The following is a 25,635-nucleotide window of genomic DNA, read 5'->3' as shown; positions in this document are numbered from 1 at the left end:
CATGGCGATCGTCGACATCGGCGGCGGTCTGCGACTGCACGCCCAGCGCATCGGCCCGCGCGGCGACCGGCCGGTCACCGCGACCGCCGTACTCGTGCACGGCCTGCTCACCGACAGCCTGGCCAGCTACTACTTCACCGTGGCACCGGCGTTCGCCGCCTCCGGCATCGACGTCGTCATGTACGACCTGCGCGGCCACGGCCGTTCCACCCGCCCCGCCACCGGCTACACCCTCGACGACAACATCGACGACCTGGAGGCACTCCTCGACCGTCTGGAGGTGACCGGCCCGGTCCATCTCGTCGGCAACTCCTACGGCGGGACCGTCGCGTTCGGATACGCGGCCCGCCACCCCGAGCGCGCCGCCAGTGTCTCCCTCATCGAGTCGGAACCGGCCACCGCCGCCTGGGCGGGCAAACTCGACGGCATCCTCGGCCGGGTCATGCACGAACTCGCCCACAACGAGGCCGACGCCATCGCCTGGATCACCGCCAACCGCAGCCAGAACACCGCCCGCCTCGCCAAGGGCGCCGCCCGGCTGGCCCGCGAGACCACCCTCGCCCAGGACATCCCGGCCAGCCGCGTACTGACCGAGGACGAGATGAGTTCCGTACGCTGCCCGGTCCTCGGTGTGTACGGGGGTGACTCCGACCTCGCCGAACTGGCGCCCTGGATGGAGTCCGTGCTGCCCGACTGCCGGACCGTCGTCGTGCCGGGGCACGAACACTCCGTGCTCGTCGAGGCGTCGGGGACGGTCGGCGGGCACATCCTGTCGCTCATCCTCGGCGCGACCGTTCCGGTGCAGCTGGCGGGGGCGGAAGCGCGGTGAGCCGGTTCCTGTTCGTCGTGCCGCCGCTCGTCGGGCACATCAACCCGGCCGTCGGTGTCGCCGCCGAACTCGCCGCACGTGGACATGAGTCGGCCTGGGCATGCGCCGATCCGGGACTCGTGCGGCGGCTCGCGGGGAAGGGCGCCACCGTCTTTCCGTGCGCCGGGCCCGTCCCCGGCTCGGGCGACGGCGTACGGCCACCGGATCTGCGGGGGCCGGAGGCGCTGAAGTTCCTCTGGGAACGGTTCCTCGCCCCGCTCGCCGAGGAGATGGCTCCCGGAGTCGCCGCCGCCGTCGGGGAGTTCGGGCCGGATGTCGTCGTCGCCGACCAACAGGCCCTCGCCGGCGGGCTCGTCGCCGAGCGTCTGGGTCTGCCCTGGGCGACCTCGGCCACCACCTCCGCCGAGTTCACCGACGTACTGTCCGGCATGCCCAAGGTCGCGGAGTGGCTGGACGGGCTGCTCGCGGGACTCAGGGACCGCGTCGGTGACAGCACGGGCACGGCGGACCCACGGTTCTCCCCGCACCTCGTACTCGCCTTCAGCACACCGGAGTTCGTCGGCCCGGACGCCCGGACGGGCGACCAGATCCGGTACGTCGGCCCGTCCGTCGCCGACCGGCCCGCCCCGCCCGGTTTCCCCTGGGACTGGCTCGACCCGGCCCGCGCCACGGTCCTCATCACCCTCGGCACCGCCAACACCGATGTCGGCGAACGCTTTCTGACCGAGTGTCGGGCCGCCGCACGGGAGCGGGCGGACCGGATGCAGACGGTGATCGTCGACCCGGCGGGCGTACTCGGCGGCACCCCGGGCGACCAGGACGACAAAAGCGTCCTGGTCGCCGCCTCGGTGCCCCAACTCCCGCTCCTCGAAAGGGTCGACGCCGTCGTCTGCCATGGCGGGCACAACACCGTGTGCGAGGCGCTCTGGCACGGTGTGCCGCTCGTCGTCGCGCCCATCCGGGACGACCAGCCCGTGGTCGCCGGGCAGGTCGTGGCGGCCGGGGCGGGCATCCGGGTGCGGTTCGGGCGGGTCACCGCGCCGAAACTGGGCGCCGCGATCGACGCCGTACTGCACGAGCCCGGACACCGCGCCGCGGCGAACCGGATCCGCACCGCGTTCCGGGCCGCCGGAGGTGCCTCCGCCGCGGCCACCCATCTTGAGCAACTCGCCATCGGCGCGCCCGCCAAGGAGACGGTATGAGTGACGACGAGCACGGGACCAACGCACCGACGGCACCGGAAGCCCAGGCCGGCGCGACCCGTACCGAGCAGGTGGCCGCCCTCCGGCCCGCCTATCAGGCCGACCTGGCCTCCGGCACCGACCGGTTCTTCGAACCCCCGCGCACCGATTGCCCCTGGTGCGGCTCGGCCCGGCTGGAGACCCGGCTGCGGACCACCGACCTGCTCCAGCACAAGCCCGGCCGGTTCGTCCTCGACCGCTGCCAGGACTGCCGGCACACCTTCCAGAACCCCCGGCTCAGCGCCGCCGGGCTGGAGTTCTACTACCGCGACTTCTACGACGGACTCGGCGAGAAGCAGCTCGGCAACACCTTCGCGAGCCGCACGAAGATGTACGAGCAGCGCGCCCGCGCCCTGCTCCCCTTCGACGACTCGCCCAAGAACTGGCTCGACGTCGGCACCGGCCACGGCCACTTCTGCGAGGCGGCCCGGGGCGTCCACACCGGCACCACCTTCGACGGGCTCGACTTCACCGACGGCGCCGAACTCGCCGAACGGGCGGGGCGCGTCGAGCGCGGCTACCGGGGCAGCTTCACCGAACTGGCCCCCGAACTGGCCGCCCACTACGACGTCGTCAGCATGTTCCACTACCTGGAGCACAGCACCGAACCCCCGCTCGAACTGGAGGCCGCCCGGCAGGCCATCCGGCCCGGCGGACACCTGGTGATCGAGGTCCCCGACCCCGACAGCCGTTACGCCAAGCTGCTCGGCCGCTGGTGGCTGCCCTGGCTCCAGCCCCAGCACCTGCACTTCGTCCCCGTCGACAACCTCCGGCAGCGGCTCACCGACCTCGGCTTCACCGTCGTCCTGGAACAGCACGCCGAGCCGCACGACCCCGTCGACCTGCTCGCCGCCGTCTGGCTGGCCCTCGACAACGCCGCCCCGCGCGACAACCTCCCGTGGCTCCCGCACCCCCCGAACGCCCTGCGCCGCACCCTGCGTGGAGCCCTGCTGCTGGCCGGCGTCCCGGCGCTGATCCTGGGCACCCTGCTGGACCGCTTCGCCGTCCGGCCGATCTCCCACCGCCTCGGCGTCTCCAACGCGTACCGTCTGGTGGCCCGCCGGGACTGACACCCCCTTCCGGGGGCCACAACACCGGCACCCAGGTCGCGGCCCCCGGACCCCGCCCGGCACGGAGAACAGGCCGGCGCGGGCAGGGACAGCCGCTGCGGACGCCGCGGCACGAACCCGAGCGAACACACCGTGCGCGTCACGACCCACCGGCGCGGCACAGGGCACGGGCGCACAGGGCACGGGCGCGCTACAGCGACCGGGCGCGGCACAGAACCTGCTCGGGCACAGAACCTGCTCGTGCCACGGGACCTGCGCGCGTCACAGGGCCCGGCCGCGGCACGGAGCACGGTGCGCGGCACGGAACACGGTGCGCGGCACAAGATCCGGTGCTGGTCACAGCACCTGGTGCGCGGCACCCCACCTGGTGCTGGTCACAGCACCTTGGCGCGCACCAGCATCGACAGCACGAGGGCGCCCGGCAGCAGCGGCAGCCAGACCGTCAGGACACGGAAGCCGACGACGGCCGCGGTGGCCAGGGACAGCGGGGCGCCCATCGCGGCCAGCGTGAACACGAGCGCCGCGTCGACGGGACCGATCCCGGCCGGCGCGGGTACGGCGCCGACCGCGGCGCTCGCGGCGAGGTAGGCGAAGACGACGTCCGGCCAGGCGATCGGCAGCCCCAGCGAGGCACCGACGCAGGCCAGCACCGCCGCCTGGCACAGCGAGAACCCGGCGGCACCGCCCCACAGCGCGGCGACCCGGACCGGCCGGGTGTGCAGCCGCCGCGCGTCGGTCAGCGCGGTGCGCACACCGTCGAGCAGGGGGCGCCGCAGCGGACGTACGAAGGTCAGAACCAGCGTCACCACGACCACCGCGCCGGTCACGCCCATGGCGATGGGCAGCAGCGTCTCCTGGTCGGGGAGGAGGTCGGTGGTGCCCAGGGAGGTCGGGAAGGTCGCCAGGAGCGCGAGGATCAGCAGGAGTTTCGCGACCGGCTTGACCAGCGAGTACAGGGCGAGGGACGCGGTGGCCCGGGCCAGCGGGATGCCACGGCCGGTCAGGAAGCGCAGGGTGACGGCGTGGGCGCCGAGACCGGCCGGAAGGACGTTGTTGGCGGCGCCGGCGGCGAACTGCGAGGCCAGCAGCAGTCCGGGCGGCAGCCGCTCCGGGATCGCGCCCTGCCGGGCGAAGGCGGCGGACACCCAGCACAGGAACGTGAACGCGGCCCCGATCGCGAGCCACCCGGGGTCGGCGGTGGTGAGCTGCCGGGCCCCGTCGTGCAGGACCCGCCAGTTGTCGGCAGCCCAGACCCCGATGAGCACGAGCGGCAGCAGACAGAGCACCCGGCGGGCGTGCCGGGCGGCGGGGAACCGGGCACAGAAGGAGGCGCGGGAAGCCGCGACGGGACAGTCCGCGGTGCCCTGGGGAGGGGCCTGGACCGTCGGAGCGGGCGGGGCGATGGGAACTATGGGCAAAGAGGACACAGCGCGCGTCGTCCTTCCACGTTGCGCCCACGCGCTGCGGGGGCGGACGGGGGGAATTGAAGAGCGAAGCAAGGGGGGACGGCAAGAGCGTTCCCAGTCCGCGTGACGGGGTGATGTCCGGGAAGAGAAGGGGTGAGGGCGGACGGGCGACACAGATGATGCCTGAAGCTTTCTGTCGAAGTCTCCCCTCGTTGCCTCCTGTCAACCTGTCAATACGTCCTTTTCGCTACGCACGTTCAACGCCTTCGCGCGGCCATCGGTTCCGGCCCCGCCGCCGAACTCGTTCAGCGCGCCCGCGACGATCTCCTCCAACCGGGCGTGGTGCGCACCCCGCCAGTACAGACGCTCGCACGTCGCACACTGCGCGAAGACGTCGTACGTACGCCGGGTGCCGTCCTCCAGCCGGTCGCCGACCGTCTGCTTGTCGGCCCGCCGCAGCCGTCCGTTGCAGGCGGTGCACCGGGTCCACGGGGCGAGTGCGGGCGCGAACCGGCCGAGTACGTCCCGGAGCTGGTCGTCCGGACGGTCGCTGTAGACGTACGCGCCCGCCCACAGCTCCCGGCGCCGCAGCAGACCCCGGTCCCGGGAGAGCAGCACGCGCCGCTCGGCCGCCGACAGCGCGGCCAGCGCCGGATCACCGATGTCCTCGCTCTCGTACGCCGCGTCGACACCCAGGAGCCGCAACCGGCGGGCGAGCGTGCCCAGATGCACGTCGAGCAGGAAGCGCAGCGGCGCCCCCGGCACCGGCTGCGGCCGGACGACGGCACGGACCTCCACCTTCTCGCCCGCGCCCGGCACATGGGACACCGGCACCTCCCGGCCGTCGACCAGCAGCCGCCCGGCCTCGGTGAGCGGCACGCCCAGCGACTCCACCACGTGCCCGAGCGAGGACGATCCGTCGGTGGCCACGGTCGTCGGGCCGGCGCGTCGCTCGGAAGGGACGAAGAGACGCAGCTCAGGGGCGAAACTGATGACGATCTCCGGTCTGCTCACCCGGTCAGCATGTCATCGCACCGACCGGGCGCGCCCGCCGGTTTCCCGTGCACTACTCTCGGCGCTCTCAACACCCCGGTCCGGTACCCCCGGCCGGGGCGGTCGGCCTCGCTGGTGGGGGAGTACGGCAGCATGCAGTTCGAACGTACGGGCGTGCCCGGCTACGAGGTCGTCGAGGTGCTCGGCCAGGGCGGTTTCGCCACCGTGTACCGGGCCCGCCAGCTTGCCGTGGGCCGCGAGGTCGCCCTCAAGATGGACAGCCGCGTCCTGGCCACCGACCGCGACCGGCAGCGGTTCCTGCGTGAGGTCACCGCGGCGGGTCAGTTGTCGGGCCACCCGCATGTGGTGGCGGTGTACGACGCCGGGGTGCTCGACGACGGCCGCCCGTACATGGTCCTGGAGCTGTGCCCCGGTGGGTCGCTCGGCGACCGCCTCCACCAGCGGGGTCCGTTCCCGGCCGCCGAGGCGCGCGACATCGGCATACGCGTCGCCGACGCGCTGGCCGCGGCCCACGCCGGCGGCGTACTGCACCGCGACATCAAACCGGGCAACATCATGATCGACCGGTACGGAAACGTCGGCCTCGCCGACTTCGGGCTGGCCGCGATGCCCCGCCCCGGCCAGGAACTGTCGGTCACCCGGGAGGCGCTGACACCCGCGTACGCCCCACCGGAGGCGTTCCGGCTGGCCGAGCCCACCCCCGCCGGTGACGTGTACTCCCTCGCCGCCACGATCTACGCCCTCGTGCACGGCAGACCCCCGCACTTCCCGGCGGAGGGCAGCCTGGGCATCGCGGAGGTCATCGTCCGGCACACCTGGCCCCTGCCGGACCTCCCCGGAGTGAACCCCCGCTTCACCGAGGTCCTCCGCCACGCCATGGCCCCGGACCCCGCCGACCGGCTGCCGAGCGCCGCGGCGCTCAGGGACGCACTGGCCGCCGTGGACCTGACGGACACGGGCGGAGCCGCCCCGGGTCCCGCTTCCGTCCTCACCCCGACGTTCGCGCCGCCCTCCCCCCTGGCCACCACCGTCCCGCCGGCCGCCGCCTCCCCGCGGCGGCGGACGAAGGTGAGTGTGCGGCTGTCCGTCGCGGCCGTGGCGGTGGCCGTCGTAGGGACGGGCGGAACAGTCGCGTACCAGTACCTGCCGCCGTCGACGACCGAGTCGCCCACCACCGGACCCTCCACATCCGCCTCAGCCTCCGCCACGGGCGGGGCGGCCCAGGCCGCGAACGCCGGTTTCGGCGTACCGACGACGACCGAGAACTGCCCGGCGACCGGCGTCGCCGGCATGGACGGCCGCTGCACCACGACCGCCGAATGCTGGGGCGGCATGGTCGTCACCGTCGGCATCGTCAGCGTGAACCGCTCCGACTGTGTGGTCGAGCACCCGTGGGAGACCTTCGCGATAGCCCCGCTCCCGTCCGACGGGATGACCAACAACCAGCGGGAACTGGAGAACCACCCGGACGTCCGCAGACTCTGCTCCCGCGAGGTCCTGGCCGAGTCCAGACAGGGCACCGCACTCAAGATCGACCCCGCCCGCTGGACCATCGACGTACTCCCGCCCACCCAGACCGAGTACGCCGACGGTCTGCGCGTCCTGCGCTGCGTGGCCACGATCACCGGGGAGCAGTCGACGGAGGCGCACTTCCGGCCCAGGAGATGAGCCGCGAGTGGGCAACTGAGGGTGGTGCAGGGCGCGGAGGCCGGGCTGTCAGGCCAACGCGCCCTGAAGCAGGCTCACTTGTGGTCGGCGAGTGACGATGTCCCGCGCCCGCTGGTGGCCTTGGCGGCGGCTCGGGTGATGTTGCGGGCCATGCCGCCGAAGACGACCGCGTGGAAGGGGGAGACGGACCACCAGTAGACGTGGCCCAGCAGACCGCGTGGGTGGAACAGGGCACGCTGGCGGTAACGGGTGCGGCCCTCGCCCGCTGTCTCGACGTACATCTCCAGCCAGGCGAGGCCGGGCAGGCGCATCTCGGCCCGCAGCCGCAGCAGCCGTCCGGGCTCGATCTCCTCGACCCGCCAGAAGTCCAGCGAGTCACCGACCCGCAGGCGCTCGGCGTCGCGTCGCCCGCGGCGCAGGCCGACACCCCCGGCGAACCGGTCCAACCAGCCCCGGACCGCCCAGGCCAGCGGAAAGGAGTACCAGCCGTTGTCGCCCCCGATGCCCTCGACCACCTTCCACAGGGCCTGCGGGGACGCGTCGACCGACAGGCGCCGCTCGTCCTGGTAGAGGCTGCCGCCCGCCCAGTCCGGGTCGGTGGGCAGGGGGTCACTGGGCGCACCCGGCAGGGCGGCGGACGACCAGCGGGTGGCGACCTGCGCCTCCCGCACCCTCCGCAGCGCCAGGGCCAGCGCCTCGTCGAAGGGCAGCGGCCGGCCCGGAAGGTCGGGAACGTACCGGGCGATGTCGTGCTCGTGGCAGACGACCTCGTGGCGCAGCGACTCCGTGAGCGGCCGGGCCAGGGAGGCGGGCACGGGTGTGACGAGACCGACCCAGTGGCTGGACAGCCTCGGGGTCAGGATCGGAACCGGCACGACGAGCCGTTTCCGCAGTCCCGCGACGACGGCGTAACGGCTCATCATCTCCCGGTAGGTCAGGACGTCCGGGCCGCCGATGTCGAACGCCCGGTTGACGTCGTCCGGCATGGTGGCCGAGCCGACGAGGTAGCGCAGCACGTCCCGTACCCCGATGGGCTGGGTGCGGGTGTGCACCCAGCTCGGGGTGACCATCACCGGCAGCCGCTCGGTGAGGTAGCGCAGCATCTCGAAGGAGGCCGACCCCGAGCCGATGACGACCGCCGCCCGCAGCACGGTGGCGGGTACCGGCGCGTCGAGGAGGATCCGCCCCACCTCGGCCCGGGACCGCAGGTGCGGGGACAGCGAGTCCTCGGGTACGCCCCGCGGGGTGAGCCCGCCGAGATAGACGATCCGCCGTACGCCCGCGGCCTGTGCCTGCTCGGCGAAGACGCGCGCGGCGCGGCGGTCGGTGTCCTCGAAGCCGGAGCCGGAGCCGAGGGCGTGCACCAGGTAGTACGCGACGTCGATGCCGCGCATGGCGGCAGCGACCGACTCGGGGTCCGTGACGTCCCCGCGAACCGGCTCGACGTCTCCCGCCCAGGGGTGGTCACGGAGCTTGTCCGGGGAACGGGCCAGACACCGTACCCGGTGGCCCGCCTCCAGCAGCTCCGGCACCAGGCGCCCGCCGATGTAGCCGGACGCTCCGGTGACCAGGCAGCGCAGCCTCTCGGCCCCGCGGCCACCGTGTCCCTCCGCCGCGTCCGGCCCCTTCCGCTCTCCATCCGTGCTCACGACCGTGCCTCCACGCGCTCGCTCCTACGCTGTTGCCCCGTCGTCCGATCATTGCCGCTACGGGCCCACCGTGCCCGTCGTCGCGAAGCGGCCCGGGAGTCCCGGGAAGTCCGGGACTCCCGGGTGCCCGGATGCGCTGCCGTCACGCCGGAGGCTTCGGCCCGGCCCTGTTCCCGTCGGCGTCGCGGGCCAGGGAACTCGGCCACCACGCCCGCGGACCGATGTCGATCACCAGGGCGGGCACCAGCAACGAGCGGACGACGAGCGTGTCGAGCAGGACGCCGAAGGCGACGATGAACGCGATCTGGACCAGGAAGGCGAGCGGGATCACCATCAGGGCAGCGAAGGTCGCGGCGAGCACCACGCCGGCCGAGGTGATCACTCCGCCGGTCGTGGTCAGCCCGCGCAGCACGCCCCACCGCGTGCCGTGGGCGAGCGACTCCTCCCGTACCCGGGACATCAGGAAGATGTTGTAGTCGACGCCGAGCGCCACCAGGAACACGAACCCGTACAGCGGTACCGACGCGTCCGTGCCGCTGAAGCCGAGGAGATGCTCGAAGACGAGCGCCGACACCCCGAGCGTCGCGAGGAAGTTGAGCGCGACGGTGGCCACCAGCAGCACCGGTACCAGCAGTGAGCGCAGCAGCAGCATCAGGATCAGGAGGATGATGGCGAGCACGACGGGCACGATGACGGTACGGTCGCGGGCGGCCGTCCGCTGGGTGTCGTACTGCTGCGCCGTGTACCCGCCGACCAGCGCGTCGGCCCCGGACACGGCGTGCAGGTTCGCGCGCAGCCGCACGACGGTCCTCTTGGCGGCAGCGCTGTCCGCCGTCGCTTCCAGGGTGGCGTCGATCCGGACACGGCCGTCGACGACGAGCGGCTTCCCGGCGTCCGGCCGCCCCGACGCGGAGACCGTGCCGGCCGACGCCACCCCCTCGGTGCGCCTCGCCGCGGCCGTCACCTGAGCGGCACGCCCGGCGTCGGCGATGATGACGGCGGGGTTGCCGGATCCGCCGGGGAAGTGCTCACCGAGCGTGTCCTGCGCGGCGACCGAGGACGCGTCACCCACGAAGATCTCGTCGAGCGGGACGCCCTTGGCGGACAGGGACGGCGCGAAGGCCGCGAAGACGGCCAGGACAAGTGCGGTCACCACCCACGTCCGCCGAGGTCGCGCGTCCACGGTCGCGGCGACGCGACCCCACACCCCGTGCCGTCCAGCCACCGCGCCGGACGGGTCCGCCACATCCGACGGGTCCGACGCGTCTGCCGGGTCCGGCGATCCCGGTAGGGAAGGCCAGTAGGCGGCACGGCCCAGCAGGGCCAGCACGGCCGGCAGGAAGGTGAGTGCGGAGAGCACGGCGCACACGATGCCGATGGCCCCGACCGGGCCCAGGGCGCGGTTGTTCGTGAGGTCGCTGGCAAGCAGCGCCAACAGGCCGAGCGCCACGGTCGCGGCGCTCGCGGTGATCGCACCGAACGAGCGGCGTACGGCGGCCACCGCGGCCTCGACCCGGTCCCCGCGCACGGCGAGCTCCTCGCGGAAACGGGCGACCAGCAGCAGCGCGTAGTCGGTGGCGGCACCGATCACCAGAATGGACAGGATGCCCTGCACCTGACCGTCCACCCTCACCATGTCCCGGTCCGCGAGCGCGTAGACGACGGCACAGGCCAGTCCCAGGGCGAACACGGCGCCGAGGATGATCAGGAACGGCAGGAGGACACTCCGGTAGACGAGCAGCAGAATCAGCAGCACGGCACCGAGCGCCACGCCCAGCAACAGCCCGTCGATACCCGCGAACGCGTCCGACAGATCCGCCTGGCTCGCCGCCGGGCCCGCGATCCGCGCCGTGGTCCCCGGCACACTCCCCGCCGCCGCACGCACCGTGTCGAGGACGTCCGGAAGCTTCTCTCCGAGATCGGCCCTCAGCTGTACGACAGACTGCATCGCCTGCCCGTCCTCGGAGAGGAGAGCGGGGGAGGGCAGCCCGACCACTCCGGGCCGTCCGACGAGTCCGCCGACCGCACGGTTGGCGTCGGCCTGCTGCTCCTCACCGACCAGCCGGCTCCCGACCACCCGTTTCCCGTCCACCGTCCAGACGACGATCGCAGGCAGGGTCTCGGACTGGGACCGGTCGAACGCCTCACGCGCCTTGAGCACCCGGGTCGACTCGGCGCTCTGTGGCAGAAACGCGGCCTGGTCGTTGGTGGCCACCTCGCCCAGTTTCCCGGCGTAAGGACCGAGAGTCCCGCCCACGCCCAGCCAGACGAGGAGCAGGACGAGCGGTACGAGCCATCGGGCCCGGCGCGGTGTGGTTCCCATGAGCATCCTCAGGCGACAGAGAAGGTAAGTCACTGATTAAGTATCTCAACGATCGAGAGAACATATACTGGGATCATGCCCGTCAACAACTCCTCGTCCCCCCTTCCCGGAGACGACCCGACGGGGTTGCAGTCCTTCGCCGTCCTTCTGCGGGCAATGAACGCGGAGTTCAACCGCATCGCCCACAAGTTCGCCCAGGCGCAGGGCCTGCACCTCACCGACGTACTGGCCCTGATCGCGATCCTGGACGCCGACGCGGACGACGGCCCCATGACCCCCGGCCGACTTCGCGAGCGGCTCAGCCTCACGTCAGGCGCGGTGACGGCCTGCATCGACCGCCTGGAGAAGGCGGGCCACATCCAGCGCATCCGGGCGGTCGACGACAGGCGTGTGGTCCACCTCCACTACGCGGAGGCGGCCAGACGCGTGGCCGCCGACTACTTCCGACCGCTGGCTCGGAGCACCGGAGCCGCCTGCGACCGCTTCACGGCCGACGAACTGGCGGTGGTCGTCCGGTTCCTCGCCGAAATGAACCGGGAACTCGCCCTCCTGAGCCGCTGACAACCAGAAGCACAGAGGGCGAACAAAGACGAACAAACCACCGGAGGAGACCCCCACCCTCGGCTACTGCGCCGCTGGCGGGGTCTTCGGCCACCTTCTCCAAGGTGCCCCTGGCGGGCTCCGAACCCGCGACGGCCGGCCGGTCCGATGGATGCGGCCGTGATGCGTTCCTTGCTGACAGCGCTGCGGCTCAATTGAGGACGGCGCGGCAGTGGCGGCTGAGAGGCATCGACACAAGCCCAAGGTCCTGTCAACGGCAGGCGATACAAGCGGAGCCTGGCAACGTCCGCTGACCTGTTGCACAGCCACTCAAGATCGACGCGCCACTGCAGCGCGATCACTATCAAACGGCTGCTTTCGACGGCACCCGCCTGCACACACGCGAAGACCCCGTCCTCAGCTGAAGCGCTGATGGCGGGGTCTTTAGGCACCTCATTCAAGGTGCCCCCGGCAGGATTCGAACCTGCGCACACGGCTCCGGAGGCCGTTGCTCTATCCCCTGAGCTACGGGGGCGTGTCTGGCGCGTTGCGCGGCGACGAGTAGAACCCTACCAGCTCGTTCGGGGTGATCAGGAACGGGTTTTGGAGGTCGTGGCGGACGGGGCCGGCGCTCGATCGGACCGGTGGAAGTGGCGAAAAGCCGGACGCGCCGGCCGGTCTCGACCTACCCTCGACTTGTGCCAGGCGTGTCCGGTCGGGTGCTTGTTGTGGACGACAACAAGGTCATCCGGCAGCTGATCAGGGTCAACCTCGAACTGGAGGGTTTCGAGGTCGTGACCGCGGCTGATGGTGCCGAGTGTCTGGATGTTGTTCATCAGGTGCGCCCCGATGTCGTCACCCTCGACGTTGCGATGCCTCGCCTCGACGGTCTGCGCACCGCCGCCCGGCTGCGCGCCGATCCCCGTACGCGCGACCTGCCCCTCGCCATCATCAGCGCGTGTACTCAGTACGAGGTCGAGGCCGGGCTTGAGGTCGGCGTCGACGCGTTTCTCGCCAAGCCCTTCGATCCTGCTGAACTCATCAGCCTCGTAAGGCAGTTGGCCGAGCGGGGGCAGGATGACGCTTCCTTCGAGAGTGCCCTCGGACCGGCCCTGGGATCAGCCATCGGCTCCCTCGGCGCCCCTACCGAAGCCGAGCGCGCCGGCCGAGGCGCCGGCGGCTGACCCGAGGTACCGCTCCGCCCGGGCACCCCTCCCTCGGAACCCGCGCACCGGTCCGCCCTGAACCCGGCACCGCCCGCCCGAGCCCGTGCACCCTTCGGCCCCGAATCCGGCACCGCCCCGCTGGAGCCCCTGCATCCCTCGGCCCGAACCCCGGCTCCGCCCCTGCTCCCGTCTCCCCGCGCCCTCCCGCCTCCGGTCCGCCACCTCCCGCCTGCGGTCCGCCCCCCTCCGTCCACATAGCGGAATTGCCGCCCCCGCCCCCAAACCGAGTGGCCTGCCCACCCCCCTCCTCCCATACGCTTGTCCCGTGACCCCCGTCGAGCTCTCCCGTACCGTGCTCTGCGCGGTGCGCCGTGCTGTCGACGCGGGAGAGCTGAGTGTCGCCGTCCCCGTACGTGCCGGTGTCTCCGCGCCCGGGCCGGGTGGTTCCGGGGACTACGCCACGAACATCGCGCTACAGCTGGCCCGGCCCGCCGGGCGCACCCCCCGCTACGTCGCCGAGGTCCTGCGCGAGCGGATCAGTGCCGCCCCCGGCGTCCGTGGCGTCGAGATCACCGGGCCCGGATTCCTCAACATCAGCCTCGACAGCGCCGCCCCCGCAGCTCTCGTACGCGAGATCCTCGCCCAGGGCCTGCGCTACGGACACAGCGACGCCCTCGCCGGTCAGGTGCTGTCGGTACGGCTGCCGGTCGCGTACGAACCCCGGGCCGATGCCGTCGCCGACGCGGTCGCACGCATCGTCGCCACCCAAGGCGCCCGAGTCCGTCTCCACCGCGGCAGCGGTGAACAGGCCGGAGGGACCGGACCCGGCGGACCGGGTGGACGGGGTGGACAAGGTACTGAGGCGGGCCGGATTCTCGATCTTCGGGCTCTTCCTCCCGCCCCCTGTGATCCGGCGTCCCTCGGCCCCGACGCCGGCCGCTGGGCGCTTCTCCATCCCGCGGCGCGCGACCGGCCCCGTATCGGTGCCGAACACCTGGTCCAGCGGGAGAGCAACCCCTTCTTCCGGGTGCGTTACGCCTACGCGCGGACCCGCGCCCTCGGCCGCAATGCCGCCGACCTCGGTTTCGCCGCGTACGCCGGTGACCTCGCCGACGTACCGGCTCCTCTTCAGCTCGCTCTCGCCGACCACCCCCGACTCCTCCTCGGCGCCGCCACCCACCGCGCCCCGGACCGGCTCGCCCGGCATCTCGTCACCCTTGCCGATGCCACGCTCGCCTTCCTCCCCACCGTGCTGCCGCTCGGCGACGAGAAACCCTCGGCCGCCCACCGGGCCCGGCTCGCGCTCGTCGAAGCCGCCGGGACGGTGCTGGCCGGCGGCCTGTCCCTGCTCGGTATCGACGCACCCGAATACCTTTGAAACTGAAATACCTCTGACACACCGAGGAAGCCACCCAGCCATGAGCCGTTCCGCACACCCCGCCGGGCCCCGCCACGCCGATGTCCTGCCCGAGGGGCACCCCTCCGCCCCGCCCGCCGACCTCAACCACCTGGACCGGAAGGTCTGGGCGTCGACCGTCACCCGTACGCCCGACGGTGTCGTCAGTGTCGGAGGCGTCGAGGTGACCCGGCTCGCCGAGGAATTCGGTACTCCCGCCTATCTCCTCGACGAAACCGACTTCCGTGAGCGGGCTCGTGCGTGGCGTACCGCCTTCGGGGCCGACGCCGACGTCTTCTACGCAGGCAAGGCGTTCCTCTCGCGTGCCGTCGTGCGGTGGCTGCACGAGGAGGGGCTCAATCTCGATGTCTGTTCCGGCGGGGAGCTCACCACCGCCCTCTCCGGCGGTATGCCCGCCGATCGCATCGCCTTCCACGGCAACAACAAGTCCGTCGAAGAGATCGAGACCGCCATTCGCGCCGGGGTCGGGCGGATCGTGCTCGACTCCTTCCAGGAGATCGTGCGCGTCGCGCATGTCGCGCAGTCCCTCGGCAAGCGGCAGCGCGTGCAGATCCGTATCACCGTCGGGGTCGAAGCCCATACGCATGAGTTCATCGCCACCGCCCACGAGGACCAGAAGTTCGGTATTCCCCTTGCCGGCGGGCAGGCCGCGGAGGCCGTGCGGCGGGCGCTTCAGCTTGATGGGCTTGAGCTGATCGGTATTCACTCGCACATCGGGTCGCAGATCTTCGACATGTCGGGCTTCGAAGTCGCCGCGCACCGCGTTGTGGGGCTGCTCAAGGACATTCGTGACGAGCACGGGGTCGAGCTGCCCGAGATCGACCTCGGGGGTGGGCTCGGTATCGCCTACACCAGCGACGACGACCCGCGCGAGCCGCACGAGATCGCCAAGGCGCTCAACGAGATCGTCAGCCGGGAGTGCGAGGGGGCCAGGCTCCGTACTCCCCGTATCTCCGTCGAGCCGGGGCGGGCCATCGTCGGGCCCACCGCCTTCACCCTCTACGAGGTCGGCACCATCAAGCCGCTGGACGGGCTGCGCACGTATGTCTCCGTGGACGGCGGGATGTCCGACAACATCCGCACCGCTCTGTACGACGCCGAGTACAGCGTCGCTCTCGTCTCCCGGACCTCCGAGGCCGCGCCCATGCTCGTGCGGGTCGTCGGCAAGCACTGCGAGAGCGGGGACATCGTCGTCAAGGACGCCTTCCTGCCCGCCGACCTGGCGCCGGGCGACCTCATCGCCGTGCCCGCGACCGGCGCCTACTGCCGGTCCATGGCCAGCAACTACAACCACGCCCTCCGTCCGCCCGTCGTCGCGGTGCGGGACGGGGAGGCCCGGGTGATCGTCCGGCGCGAGACCGAGGAGGATCTTCTCCGGCTCGACGTGGGGTGACGGCAGAATCGCAGAAGGCGGCGGAAGATCTCCTGTCTTCCGCCGCCCGGAAAACGAAATAGACATCTCACGATCCGGACGATTGATAGAAACTTCAGTCCGGTGAGTGAGACTTATGAACCGTAGACGGTATGAGGAAACGAGGTCGGATGATGCGTACGCGTCCGCTGAAGGTGGCGCTGCTGGGCTGTGGGGTAGTCGGCTCAGAGGTGGCGCGCATCATGACGACGCACGCCGACGATCTCGCCGCGCGCATCGGTGCTCCCGTCGAGCTTGCCGGGGTCGCCGTGCGGCGGCCCTCCAAGGTGCGTGAAGGCATCGACCCCGCCCTCGTCACCACCGACGCCACCGCCCTCGTCAAACGCGGCGACATCGACGTCGTCGTCGAGGTCATCGGCGGTATCGAGCCGGCGCGCTCCCTCATCACCGCCGCCTTCGAGCACGGTGCGTCGGTCGTCTCCGCCAACAAGGCGCTCCTCGCCCAGGACGGCGCCGCCCTCCACGCCGCCGCCGGGGCCCACGGCACGGACCTCTACTACGAGGCCGCCGTCGCCGGCGCCATCCCGCTCATCCGGCCGCTGCGCGAGTCCCTCGCCGGGGACAAGGTGAACAGGGTGCTCGGCATCGTCAACGGCACGACCAACTTCATCCTCGACAAGATGGACTCCACGGGGGCCGGCTATCAGGAGGCCCTTGATGAGGCCACCGCCCTCGGGTACGCCGAAGCCGACCCGACCGCCGACGTCGAGGGGTTCGACGCCGCCGCCAAGGCCGCCATCCTCGCCGGAATCGCCTTCCACACGCGCGTGCGTCTCGACGACGTCTACCGCGAGGGGATGACCGAGGTCACCGCCTCCGACTTCGCCTCCGCCAGGAACATGGGCTGCACCATCAAACTGCTCGCCATCTGCGAGCGGGCCGGGGACGGCCAGTCCGTCAGCGCGCGCGTGCACCCGGCCATGATCCCGCTGACGCACCCGCTGGCCTCCGTGCGCGGCGCCTACAACGCGGTGTTCGTCGAGTCCGACGCCTCCGGCCAGCTGATGTTCTACGGGCCCGGGGCCGGCGGGGCGCCGACGGCGTCCGCCGTGCTCGGTGACCTCGTCGCCGTGTGCCGCAACCGGCTCAGCGGGACGACCGGGCCGGGCGAGTCGGCGTATGCCGCGCTGCCCGTTTCGGGCATGGGCGATGTGGTCACTCGCTATCACATCAGCCTTGACGTCGCCGACAAACCGGGTGTTCTCGCCCAGGTGGCCACTGTGTTCGCCGAGCACGGTGTCTCCATCGATACGGTTCGGCAGACGGGCAAGGACGGCGAGGCCTCCCTCGTCGTCGTCACCCATCGTGCGTCCGACGCCGCCCTGGGCGGAACAGTCGAGGCGTTGCGCAAGCTCGACACCGTGCGGGGTGTCGCAAGCATCATGCGGGTTGAAGGAGAGTAACCAGCAATGACCCACCAGTGGCGCGGAATCATCGAGGAGTACCGGGACCGGCTGCCCGTCTCCGCCAGCACGCCGGTCGTGACGCTCCGCGAGGGCGGCACGCCCCTCGTCCCCGCGCAGGTGCTCTCCGAGCGCACGGGCTGCGAGGTCCACCTCAAGGTGGAGGGCGCCAACCCGACCGGTTCCTTCAAGGACCGCGGTATGACCATGGCCATCACCCGGGCCAAGGAGGAGGGCGCGAAGGCGGTCATCTGTGCCTCCACGGGCAACACGTCTGCCTCCGCCGCCGCGTACGCCGTGCGCGCGGGCATGGTCTCGGCCGTTCTCGTGCCGCAGGGCAAGATCGCCCTCGGCAAGATGGGACAGGCGCTGGTCCACGGCGCCAAGATCCTCCAGGTCGACGGCAACTTCGACGACTGCCTCACCCTCGCCCGCTCGCTGAGCGACAACTACCCTGTGGCGCTGGTGAATTCGGTCAACCCGGTGCGTATCGAGGGACAGAAGACGGCGGCCTTCGAGATCGTCGACATGCTCGGCGACGCGCCCGACATCCACGTCCTGCCGGTCGGCAACGCGGGCAACATCACCGCGTACTGGAAGGGCTACACCGAGTACGCCGTCGACGGCATCGCCCGGCGCACCCCGCGCATGTGGGGATTCCAGGCGGCCGGCAGTGCCCCGATCGTGCGCGGCGAGATCGTCAAGGACCCCTCGACGCTCGCCACCGCGATCCGCATCGGCAACCCGGCCTCCTGGAAGCAGGCGCTGGCCGCGCGCGACGAGTCGGGCGGCCTCATCGACGAGGTGACGGACCGTGAGATCCTGCGCGCCTACCGGCTGTTGGCCGCGCAGGAGGGCGTTTTCGTCGAGCCGGCGTCCGCCGCGTCCGTCGCCGGTCTGCTGAAGATGGCCGAGCAGGGCAAGGTCGACCCGGGCCAGACCATCGTCTGCACGGTCACCGGCAACGGCCTGAAGGACCCGGGCTGGGCCACCGAGGGCGCGCCGAAGCCGGTCGTCGTCCCGGTGGACGCCGCGACGGCCGCCGAGCGACTCGGACTCGCGTAGACCGGGTACTGATCGCCCGAACCGGGGTACTCCCTACGACGGGTGCACAGGGGGCTTACGACACGCATCGTGCGCCTCCTGTGCGCCCTATGTCGCCACAGAACCTTCCTTCGATAAGCTGGGGTGAACCCGCCCGCCGCATATGCCCCCGCGTATGGCGCGGCGCCCCGTTGCCTCAGCGGCCTGAGGGTCTCCCCGTAGGTTCTCAGCCGTTTTCAGTAGCCGTTCTCCAGTGTCGTATCGCATGTCTTCGACGAAATCGCAGCTCAAGGAGAGTCATCGAGCGATGGCCGGTCCAGCGTTCCGAGCCGCCGCCGTACGGGTGCGCGTCCCCGCCACCAGCGCCAATCTCGGTCCGGGCTTCGACGCCCTGGGCCTGTCGCTGGGGTTGTACGACGACGTGGTCGTCCGGGTGGCCGACTCCGGGTTGCACATCGACATCGCGGGCGAGGGCAGCGAGACCCTCCCGCGCGACGAGAACCACCTCCTCGTACGGTCTCTGCGCACCGCCTTCGACCTGCTCGGCGGACAGCCGCGCGGTCTGGAGATCGTGTGCGCCAACCGCATTCCGCACGGGCGGGGACTCGGGTCCTCCTCGGCCGCCATCTGCGCCGGCATCGTCGCCGCGCGGGCCGTCACCATAGGTGGCGACAGCCGTCTCGACGACGAGGCGCTGCTCGAACTCGCCACCGAGATCGAGGGACACCCCGACAACGTCGCCGCCTGTCTCCTCGGCGGGTTCACGCTCTCCTGGATGGAGTCCGGAGCCGCCCGCGCGATCAGGATGGAACCCGCCGACTCGGTCGTTCCGGTGGTGTTCGTCCCCGGCAAGGCGGTACTCACGGAGACCGCGCGCGGCCTCCTGCCGCGCACCGTCCCGCACGTCGACGCCGCGACCAACGCGGGGCGCGCCGCTCTGCTCGTCGAGGCCCTGACCAGGCGTCCCGAGCTGCTGCTGCCGGCCACCGAGGACCGGTTGCACCAGGACTACCGCGCCCCCGCCATGCCGGAGAGCGCGGCGCTGGTGGAGCGGCTGCGGGCCGACGGCATCCCCGCGGTGATCTCCGGCGCCGGGCCCACGGTCCTGGCGCTGACCGACGAGGCCACCGCCGACAAGGTGTCCCGGCTGGCGGGCGAGGGCTGGGCCGCCAACCGGCTCGGACTCGACGCCCGGGGCGCGAGCGTTCTGCCGCTCGCGGCCCCCGGAGAGAGCTAGGCGACGACATCAACGGGGCGCGCACCAGCGAACTTACGAGATCCGGCACTGCCGCGTTCGGCGCCGCCTCCGACGGCTCGTCCGACGCGTCGGACGGGTCGGCATTCATCGCTGCGGCATTCGGCGCTGTGACATTCAACTACATACGGTTGCCGGATTTGGAGAGGGGGAATGTTTGTTGGATCCGGTAGTGTTAACCTCAAGTCTGCACCCGACCCCACCATGGCGAGGTGCTTTGTGTCCCCGTCCGGGACAGACATTCTTCCGGGAGCCCCCCAAGCCACTCTGTGTTTCATGCGGCGTTCGTTTCGTCGTGTGCAGGCGCTGAGTGGCATTCAGGGCACGCTCCGGAACCGGTGTGACCAAGCCACCTGACACGGAACTCAGTGTCACGGCTTTGGGAAACGCCATCACCAGAAACCTCTTCCGCCGCTTCGGCGGACCACCGCCCCGGCACGGTCCACTCATGAAGGACCGCAGCCGGACAGCAAAACCGGTCGCCGTGCCAGACAGGCCGACGTCCGCTCCAGGGAAGGACCCTTCGTGAGCGACACCACCGATCTGATGGGCGCACGTGTCGAGGAGACCGCTGCGGCGCCCTCCACGGACGCCTCCGCGCCTGCCACGGGTGCCGGCTCCCGGCGGCGCCGCGGTACCGGCCTCGACGGCATGGTGCTGGCCGAACTGCAGCAGGTCGCATCCGGCCTCGGTATCAAGGGCACCGCGCGGATGCGCAAGAGCCAGCTGATCGAGGTCATCAAGGAGGCGCAGGCCGGGGGCGGGACCCCCAAGGCCGCCGCTGCCCCTGCCGGGGACGCCGCCGAGACCAAGCCCAGGCGCCGCGCCACCTCCAAGGCCCGCACGGGCGAGGACGCCGCGCCCGCCGCCGCCGAGAAGAAGGCGGCCGTGCAGGTCGTCGAGGCGCCCGTCGAGAAGGCCGTGGCCCAGCAGCAGATCGAGATTCCCGGCCAGCCCGCCAGCGAGGACGCCCCGGCCGAGCGCCGCAGGCGCCGCGCCACCGCCGAGGCAGGCAGCCCCGAGACGATCGTCGCCGAGGTGAAGAGCGAGCCGAAGGCCGAGACGCAGGCCGCGCAGGCCGGTGACGCCGACGGTGACGGCCGCCAGGGCCGTCGCGACCGCCGGGACCGCGGCGACCGCGGCCGGGACCGCGACCGCCGGGGCAACAAGACCGAGGAGCAGGGCGCCGCCCAGCAGCGCGGGACCCAGCAGGGTCAGCAGCAGGCCGGCGGTCGTCAGGACCGCCAGGACCGTCCCGAGCGCCAGGACCGGCAGGACCGTCAGGACCGCCAGCAGCGGGACACCGGGCCGCGCGACAACGGTCCACGTGACAACGGTCCGCGGGCCGATGAGGACGGGGACGACTTCGACGGCGGACGCCGTGGCCGTCGCGGACGCTACCGCGACCGCCGTGGCCGTCGTGGGCGCGAGGAGTTCGGCCCGAACGAGCCGCAGGTCGCCGACGACGACGTCCTGATCCCCGTCGCGGGCATCCTCGACATCCTCGACAACTACGCCTTCATCCGCACGTCGGGATACCTGCCGGGCCCCAACGACGTGTACGTCTCCCTCGCCCAGGTCCGCAAGAACGGCCTGCGCAAGGGCGACCACGTCACCGGCGCGGTCCGTCAGCCGAAGGACGGGGAGCGCCGCGAGAAGTTCAACGCGCTGGTGCGCCTGGACTCGACCAACGGCATGGCCCCCGACTCCGGTCGCGGGCGCCCCGAGTTCAACAAGCTGACCCCGCTCTACCCGCAGGACCGCCTCCGTCTGGAGACGGACCCGGGCGTCCTCACCACCCGCATCATCGACCTCGTCGCGCCGATCGGTAAGGGCCAGCGCGGTCTGATCGTGGCCCCGCCGAAGACCGGCAAGACCATGATCATGCAGGCGATCGCCAACGCGATCACGCACAACAACCCCGAGTGCCACCTGATGGTCGTCCTGGTCGACGAGCGTCCGGAAGAGGTCACGGACATGCAGCGGTCGGTGAAGGGCGAGGTCATCTCCTCGACCTTCGACCGCCCGGCCGAGGACCACACCACGGTCGCCGAGCTGGCCATCGAGCGCGCCAAGCGTCTGGTGGAACTGGGCCACGACGTCGTCGTACTCCTGGACTCGATCACGCGTCTGGGCCGTGCGTACAACCTCGCCGCCCCGGCCTCCGGCCGCATCCTGTCCGGTGGTGTCGACTCGACCGCCCTGTACCCGCCGAAGCGCTTCTTCGGTGCTGCCCGCAACATCGAGGACGGCGGCTCGCTGACCATCCTCGCCACCGCGCTGGTGGACACCGGGTCCCGCATGGACGAGGTCATCTTCGAGGAGTTCAAGGGCACCGGAAACGCCGAGCTCAAGCTCGACCGGAAGCTCGCCGACAAGCGCATCTTCCCGGCGGTGGACGTGGACGCGTCCGGTACCCGTAAGGAAGAGATCCTGCTCGGCAGCGACGAGCTCGCCGTCACCTGGAAGCTGCGCCGGGTGCTGCACGCGCTCGACCAGCAGCAGGCGATCGAGCTGCTTCTCGACAAAATGAAGCAGACGAAGTCGAACGCCGAGTTCCTGCTCCAGATCCAGAAGACGACGCCGGGCGGCAACAACGACTGACGGCCGGTAAACGGTCGGCAAGCAGTCCACAAAGGGCCACCCCCTGTTAAGGGGGTGGCCCTTTGTGGTGTATGGGACAGGTGTACGATCGCGCTCTTCGGGCCGATTCTCGTGGTGTGCCCGAACTGACGATCCCTAGGGGGGACTTGAGTGGGTATATCCCTGGCCGGTGAAGGCCGCCACAGACGCCGTGTGCGGATCGCCGTTCCCGTGATCGCCGCCGGCCTCGCCGCCGCGGTCACCGGCGCGCTGATGATGTCGTCCGCGAACGCGGCCACCGCCCTGCCGAAGCCCACCACGGACCTGAGCCGCAGCGCGCCGAGCACGGCGGAGCTCAAGCAGCGCGTCGCGGGTGCGGCCGCCGGTGACGGCACCCTGGCTTCCAAGAAGACGGCGTTCACCGCCGGCTCCGTCGGCGGCACCAAGGACGCGAAGATCATCGGTGGTTCGACGACCACCATCTCGGCGGCCCCGTACATGGCCCAGCTCTGGTACTACGACGACAAGGGCACCCCGGACGCGACCGGCGACGACGTCGACTTCTTCTGCGGCGGCGCGGTCATCGCGCCGACGAAGGTCCTCACCGCCGCGCACTGCGTCAAGGGCTACAACTGGAACGCCAACGGTGCCGTCATCACCGGTACCGCGACGCTTCCGGACGCCGACGGGAACACGAACGGGACCGTCTCTGGCGTCTGGCGCCAGTGGAGCAACCCGTCGTACAGCTCGGTGACGTTCGACAACGACATCGCCGTCCTGACACTCGCGTACCCCGTCAAGGCCCCGCCGATCCGGATGACGACGTCCGGCGACACCACCTCGTACAAGGCGCTCACCAACGCCAAGGTCTACGGCTGGGGGCGCACCAGCTCCACCACCCAGGACATCTCCGCGACCCTGAAGACGGCCACGCTGCCCATCCAGTCCGACGCCACCTGCGCGGGCAAGTACGGCAGCGACTTCGTCAAGGGGCACATGGTCTGCGCGGGCAAGCCCGCCACCGGAAGCGACACCGGTACCACCACGACATGCAACGGCGACTCCGGCGGCCCGCTCGTGGTCGCGGGCAAGGTCGTGGGCGTTGTGTCGTGGGGTGTGACGGACTGCGTCGAGACGGGCGCCTACAGCGTCTTCTCGAAGGTCACCTCGTACGTCGGCGCCGTGTACCCGCGGGTCGAGGACGCGAACCTCAGCGGCGACCAGATGGCCGACCTGTGGCTGCGCCGCGCCTCCACCAAGGTCGGCTACGAGAAGGACTCCAAGGGCACCAGCTTCGGTGCGAGCGAGCCCTGGGGCAACTGGGACGGCGTCAACGTCGTCCTCCAGACCGACCTGAACCGGGACGACTACCAGGACCTGGTGATCCGCGACAGCGGCTCCGGTGCCGTCTACTGGATGCACTACGTGCCCAATGCCGACGGCAGTGCCGGAAGCTGGGCCACGAAGACGATCTTCGCCAACTGGAAGACCCGCACCCGGATCATCACCCCGGGTGACGTCACCGGCGACTACAAGCCCGACGTCCTCTCGGTCGACTCCGCGGGCGCCCTGTGGATCTACCCGGGCAACGGCAACGGCACCTTCGGGACGCCGTCGAAGGTCTCCACCGGCTGGAACCAGTACAGCTCGATCGTCGGCCACGGCGACTTCACCGGTGACGGCAAGGCCGACCTGCTGGCCCGCACCAGGACCGGCGGGGTCGGTTACCTCCTCAAGGGCAACGGCAAGACCGGCTCCCAGGCCTTCGCGGCCCGGGTCAAGGTGCGCACCTGGAGCGGCTTCAACACCCTGGTCACCCCCGGTGACGTGACCGGCGACGGAAAGGCCGACCTCCTGGCCCGTACGCCCGCCGGGACGATGTACCTCTACCCGGGTACCGGCAAGGGCACGAGCGAGATCTTCGGCACACCGAAGTCCGTCGGAACCGACTACAAGCAGTGGGACATCATCAGCTGAATCCGCAGGTGAACGGGGTCTTCTGAGCGATTCGCGAGGAACGTCCCGAGCGTTCGGTCACGCGCTGTGCCCTTCGCATCACGCGAAGGGCACAGCGCGTTGTGCAACCCTTTTTCCGTAATGACCGTCTGACTGACCGGTTACGACGGAAACAGGACTGTCCCTGAAAGCAGGGGGTAACCGACCGGACGAGACCGAAGGAAGCACATGTCCGCCGAGAGCAATCCGCTTGATCCAGCCAAGCCAGGGACGCCACAGGCACCAGGGGTGCCAGGAGCGCCGGGTAAGCGAGGCAGCCGCCGCAAGCCCCGGGGCAAGCACTCCAGGGCCCTGCTCGTCACGGCCTGGATCGCCGCCGCCATCGTCGTGCTCGGCGGCACCGGTCTCGGATACGTGTACTTCAAGCTCAACGGCAACATCAAGAGCGTCGACATCAACCAGGTCCTGGGCACCGACCGCCCGACCAACGTCGACAACGGCTCCGAGGACATCCTGGTCCTGGGCTCGGACACCCGCTCCGGCGCCAACAAGAAGCTCGGCGGCGGCGCGGACGACGGCAGCGCACGCTCGGACACCGCGATGATCGTCCACGTGTACGAGGGCCACAAGAAGGCGAGCGTGGTCTCCATACCCCGGGACACGCTCGTCGACCGCCCCCTGTGCACCGACGCCAAGGGCGTCACGCACGACCCGGCCTCCGGCGTGATGTTCAACTCCGCCTACTCCACGGGCGGCGCCGCCTGCGCGGTGAAGACCGTCGAGTCGCTCACCGGTATCCGCATGGACCACTACATCGAGGTCGACTTCACCGGCTTCCAGAAGCTCGTCGACGAACTGGGCGGCGTGCAGGTGACCACGACGAAGGACATCAAGGACTCCGACAGCCACCTGAACCTGAAGGCCGGTACGCACAAGCTGAACGGCGTGCAGGCGCTCGGCCTGGTCCGCACCCGCCACGGCGTCGGCGACGGCTCCGACCTCGGCCGCATCCAGCTCCAGCAGGCGTTCATCAAGGCCCTCGTCGACCAGATCAAGGACGTAGGGGTCCTCAGCAACCCCAAGAAGCTCTTCGACCTGGCGGACACCGCCACCAAGGCCGTCACGACCGACTCCGACCTGGGCTCGGTCCGGTCGCTGACCTCCTTCGCGACGGGCCTCAAGAGCATCAGCTCCGCCCACATGACTATGATCACCATGCCGGTGGAGTACGACCCGGCCAACCCCAACAGGGTCATAGTCGACAAGGCCAAGGCCCGCCTGGTCTGGAACGCACTCAAGGCCGACCGGCCCATCCCGGCAGCCGCGACAAAGGGCACGGCGAAGGGCGACGCGGCGGGTGTGGTGAGCTAGGAAAGCAGGGGCTGCGCCCCTGCTTTCCCAGGGGCGCGGGGCTGTGACATTTGCGGCTCCGCCGCGTGGGCGCGACAAGCCACAGCGCACCCGCACCTGCCCGCGAACGCAACTCCACCACCCCCTCCCGCACCCCCGGGGAATATCCAACCCCCGCCCCCGGTTTTGGGGGATGCGCCCAGTCCTGGCAGACTGGTACGTCGGCCCCGGTTCACGCACCCGCATCCCGCGGAGGCGACCCGGAGCCCTCCCGAAACTAGGAGAACCC

Annotated in this window: 18 protein-coding genes and 1 tRNA gene; 14 read left to right on the top strand and 5 right to left on the bottom strand. The window is 70.9% G+C overall.

What is annotated here, in order from left to right; genetic code table 11:
• The first annotated feature begins 1 nt into the window (after position 1).
• Genes OG595_RS11930 through OG595_RS11920 form a run of 3 tightly spaced genes read left to right on the top strand, consistent with a single transcriptional unit; the run spans position 2 to position 3,140 of the window.
• The gene (locus OG595_RS11930) at positions 2-829 is read left to right on the top strand and encodes an alpha/beta fold hydrolase (RefSeq protein WP_329270922.1); all 828 of its coding nucleotides are present in this window, start codon (positions 2-4) and stop codon (positions 827-829) included.
• Complete coding sequence (locus OG595_RS11925; protein WP_329270920.1) at positions 826-2,031, top strand: glycosyltransferase; 1,206 nt, start codon at positions 826-828, stop codon at positions 2,029-2,031. Before OG595_RS11930 ends, OG595_RS11925 begins: the two co-directional genes overlap by 4 nt.
• Entirely contained in the window at positions 2,028-3,140 is a 1,113-nt protein-coding gene (locus tag OG595_RS11920; RefSeq protein ID WP_329270918.1) for a class I SAM-dependent methyltransferase, read from the top strand. Before OG595_RS11925 ends, OG595_RS11920 begins: the two co-directional genes overlap by 4 nt.
• Positions 3,141-3,514: 374 nt before the next feature.
• Here OG595_RS11920 and OG595_RS11915 read toward each other — a convergent pair whose 3' ends face one another.
• Entirely contained in the window at positions 3,515-4,567 is a 1,053-nt protein-coding gene (locus tag OG595_RS11915) for a lysylphosphatidylglycerol synthase transmembrane domain-containing protein (protein ID WP_329270915.1), read from the bottom strand.
• 201 nt (positions 4,568-4,768) lie between these two features.
• Complete coding sequence (locus OG595_RS11910) at positions 4,769-5,560, bottom strand: Mut7-C RNAse domain-containing protein (RefSeq protein WP_329270912.1); 792 nt, start codon at positions 5,558-5,560, stop codon at positions 4,769-4,771.
• Between the two features lie 132 nt (positions 5,561-5,692).
• Here OG595_RS11910 and OG595_RS11905 point away from each other — a divergent pair, with 132 nt between their 5' ends.
• A complete protein-coding gene (locus OG595_RS11905) occupies positions 5,693-7,228 on the top strand; it encodes a serine/threonine-protein kinase (RefSeq protein WP_329270910.1) in 1,536 nt (511 codons plus the stop codon).
• A 74-nt stretch (positions 7,229-7,302) separates the two neighbouring features.
• On the opposite strand, the gene OG595_RS11900 is transcribed toward OG595_RS11905, so the two are convergent.
• Entirely contained in the window at positions 7,303-8,877 is a 1,575-nt protein-coding gene (locus tag OG595_RS11900) for an SDR family oxidoreductase (protein ID WP_443073012.1), read from the bottom strand.
• A 142-nt stretch (positions 8,878-9,019) separates the two neighbouring features.
• Entirely contained in the window at positions 9,020-11,200 is a 2,181-nt protein-coding gene (locus OG595_RS11895; protein WP_329270908.1) for an MMPL family transporter, read from the bottom strand.
• Between the two features lie 75 nt (positions 11,201-11,275).
• Between OG595_RS11895 and OG595_RS11890 the strand changes: the two genes are divergently transcribed.
• Entirely contained in the window at positions 11,276-11,761 is a 486-nt protein-coding gene (locus OG595_RS11890) for a MarR family winged helix-turn-helix transcriptional regulator (protein WP_329270906.1), read from the top strand.
• A gap of 442 nt (positions 11,762-12,203) precedes the next feature.
• Here OG595_RS11890 and OG595_RS11885 read toward each other — a convergent pair.
• A tRNA-Arg gene (locus tag OG595_RS11885) sits at positions 12,204-12,275 on the bottom strand.
• 163 nt (positions 12,276-12,438) lie between these two features.
• Between OG595_RS11885 and OG595_RS11880 the strand changes: the two genes are divergently transcribed.
• The 9 genes from OG595_RS11880 (at position 12,439) to OG595_RS11840 (ending at position 25,367) form a co-directional block, all read left to right on the top strand.
• A complete protein-coding gene (locus tag OG595_RS11880; RefSeq protein ID WP_329282817.1) occupies positions 12,439-12,924 on the top strand; it encodes a response regulator in 486 nt (161 codons plus the stop codon).
• Between the two features lie 307 nt (positions 12,925-13,231).
• The gene (nrtL, locus tag OG595_RS11875) at positions 13,232-14,284 is read left to right on the top strand and encodes an ArgS-related anticodon-binding protein NrtL (protein WP_329270905.1); all 1,053 of its coding nucleotides are present in this window, start codon (positions 13,232-13,234) and stop codon (positions 14,282-14,284) included.
• A gap of 40 nt (positions 14,285-14,324) precedes the next feature.
• Complete coding sequence (lysA, locus tag OG595_RS11870; protein ID WP_329270902.1) at positions 14,325-15,716, top strand: diaminopimelate decarboxylase; 1,392 nt, start codon at positions 14,325-14,327, stop codon at positions 15,714-15,716.
• 149 nt (positions 15,717-15,865) lie between these two features.
• Positions 15,866-17,158 carry a homoserine dehydrogenase gene (locus OG595_RS11865; RefSeq protein ID WP_329270899.1) on the top strand — a complete coding sequence of 431 codons (1,293 nt, stop codon included), beginning with the start codon at positions 15,866-15,868 and terminating at the stop codon, positions 17,156-17,158.
• 6 nt (positions 17,159-17,164) lie between these two features.
• On the top strand, positions 17,165-18,223 hold the full coding sequence (thrC, locus tag OG595_RS11860) for a threonine synthase (RefSeq protein WP_329270897.1): 1,059 nt from the start codon (positions 17,165-17,167) through the stop codon (positions 18,221-18,223).
• Positions 18,224-18,509: 286 nt separating this feature from the next.
• The gene (gene thrB, locus OG595_RS11855; RefSeq protein ID WP_329270895.1) at positions 18,510-19,439 is read left to right on the top strand and encodes a homoserine kinase; all 930 of its coding nucleotides are present in this window, start codon (positions 18,510-18,512) and stop codon (positions 19,437-19,439) included.
• 543 nt (positions 19,440-19,982) lie between these two features.
• On the top strand, positions 19,983-22,061 hold the full coding sequence (gene rho / locus OG595_RS11850) for a transcription termination factor Rho (RefSeq protein WP_329270893.1): 2,079 nt from the start codon (positions 19,983-19,985) through the stop codon (positions 22,059-22,061).
• 192 nt (positions 22,062-22,253) lie between these two features.
• Complete coding sequence (locus tag OG595_RS11845) at positions 22,254-24,017, top strand: trypsin-like serine protease (RefSeq protein WP_443073011.1); 1,764 nt, start codon at positions 22,254-22,256, stop codon at positions 24,015-24,017.
• A gap of 207 nt (positions 24,018-24,224) precedes the next feature.
• The gene (locus OG595_RS11840; RefSeq protein ID WP_329270890.1) at positions 24,225-25,367 is read left to right on the top strand and encodes an LCP family protein; all 1,143 of its coding nucleotides are present in this window, start codon (positions 24,225-24,227) and stop codon (positions 25,365-25,367) included.
• The last annotated feature ends 268 nt before the right edge of the window (positions 25,368-25,635 follow it).

The organism is Streptomyces sp. NBC_01451, assembly GCF_036227485.1.
Classification (GTDB): domain Bacteria; phylum Actinomycetota; class Actinomycetes; order Streptomycetales; family Streptomycetaceae; genus Streptomyces.
This window is presented reverse-complemented; position numbering and strand designations above follow the sequence as displayed.

Excerpts from the sequence above, each read along its gene's own strand:
- OG595_RS11920 (WP_329270918.1), top strand. The coding sequence starts at position 2,028 with ATGAGTGACGACGAGCACGGGACCAACGCACCGACGGCACCGGAAGCC.
- OG595_RS11930 (WP_329270922.1), top strand. The coding sequence starts at position 2 with ATGGCGATCGTCGACATCGGCGGCGGTCTGCGACTGCACGCCCAGCGC.
- thrB (WP_329270895.1), top strand. The coding sequence starts at position 18,510 with ATGGCCGGTCCAGCGTTCCGAGCCGCCGCCGTACGGGTGCGCGTCCCC.
- thrC (WP_329270897.1), top strand. The coding sequence starts at position 17,165 with ATGACCCACCAGTGGCGCGGAATCATCGAGGAGTACCGGGACCGGCTG.
- OG595_RS11890 (WP_329270906.1), top strand. The coding sequence starts at position 11,276 with ATGCCCGTCAACAACTCCTCGTCCCCCCTTCCCGGAGACGACCCGACG.
- lysA (WP_329270902.1), top strand. The coding sequence starts at position 14,325 with ATGAGCCGTTCCGCACACCCCGCCGGGCCCCGCCACGCCGATGTCCTG.
- OG595_RS11905 (WP_329270910.1), top strand. The coding sequence starts at position 5,693 with ATGCAGTTCGAACGTACGGGCGTGCCCGGCTACGAGGTCGTCGAGGTG.
- OG595_RS11840 (WP_329270890.1), top strand. The coding sequence starts at position 24,225 with ATGTCCGCCGAGAGCAATCCGCTTGATCCAGCCAAGCCAGGGACGCCA.
- OG595_RS11895 (WP_329270908.1), bottom strand. The coding sequence starts at position 11,200 with ATGGGAACCACACCGCGCCGGGCCCGATGGCTCGTACCGCTCGTCCTG.
- OG595_RS11865 (WP_329270899.1), top strand. The coding sequence starts at position 15,866 with ATGATGCGTACGCGTCCGCTGAAGGTGGCGCTGCTGGGCTGTGGGGTA.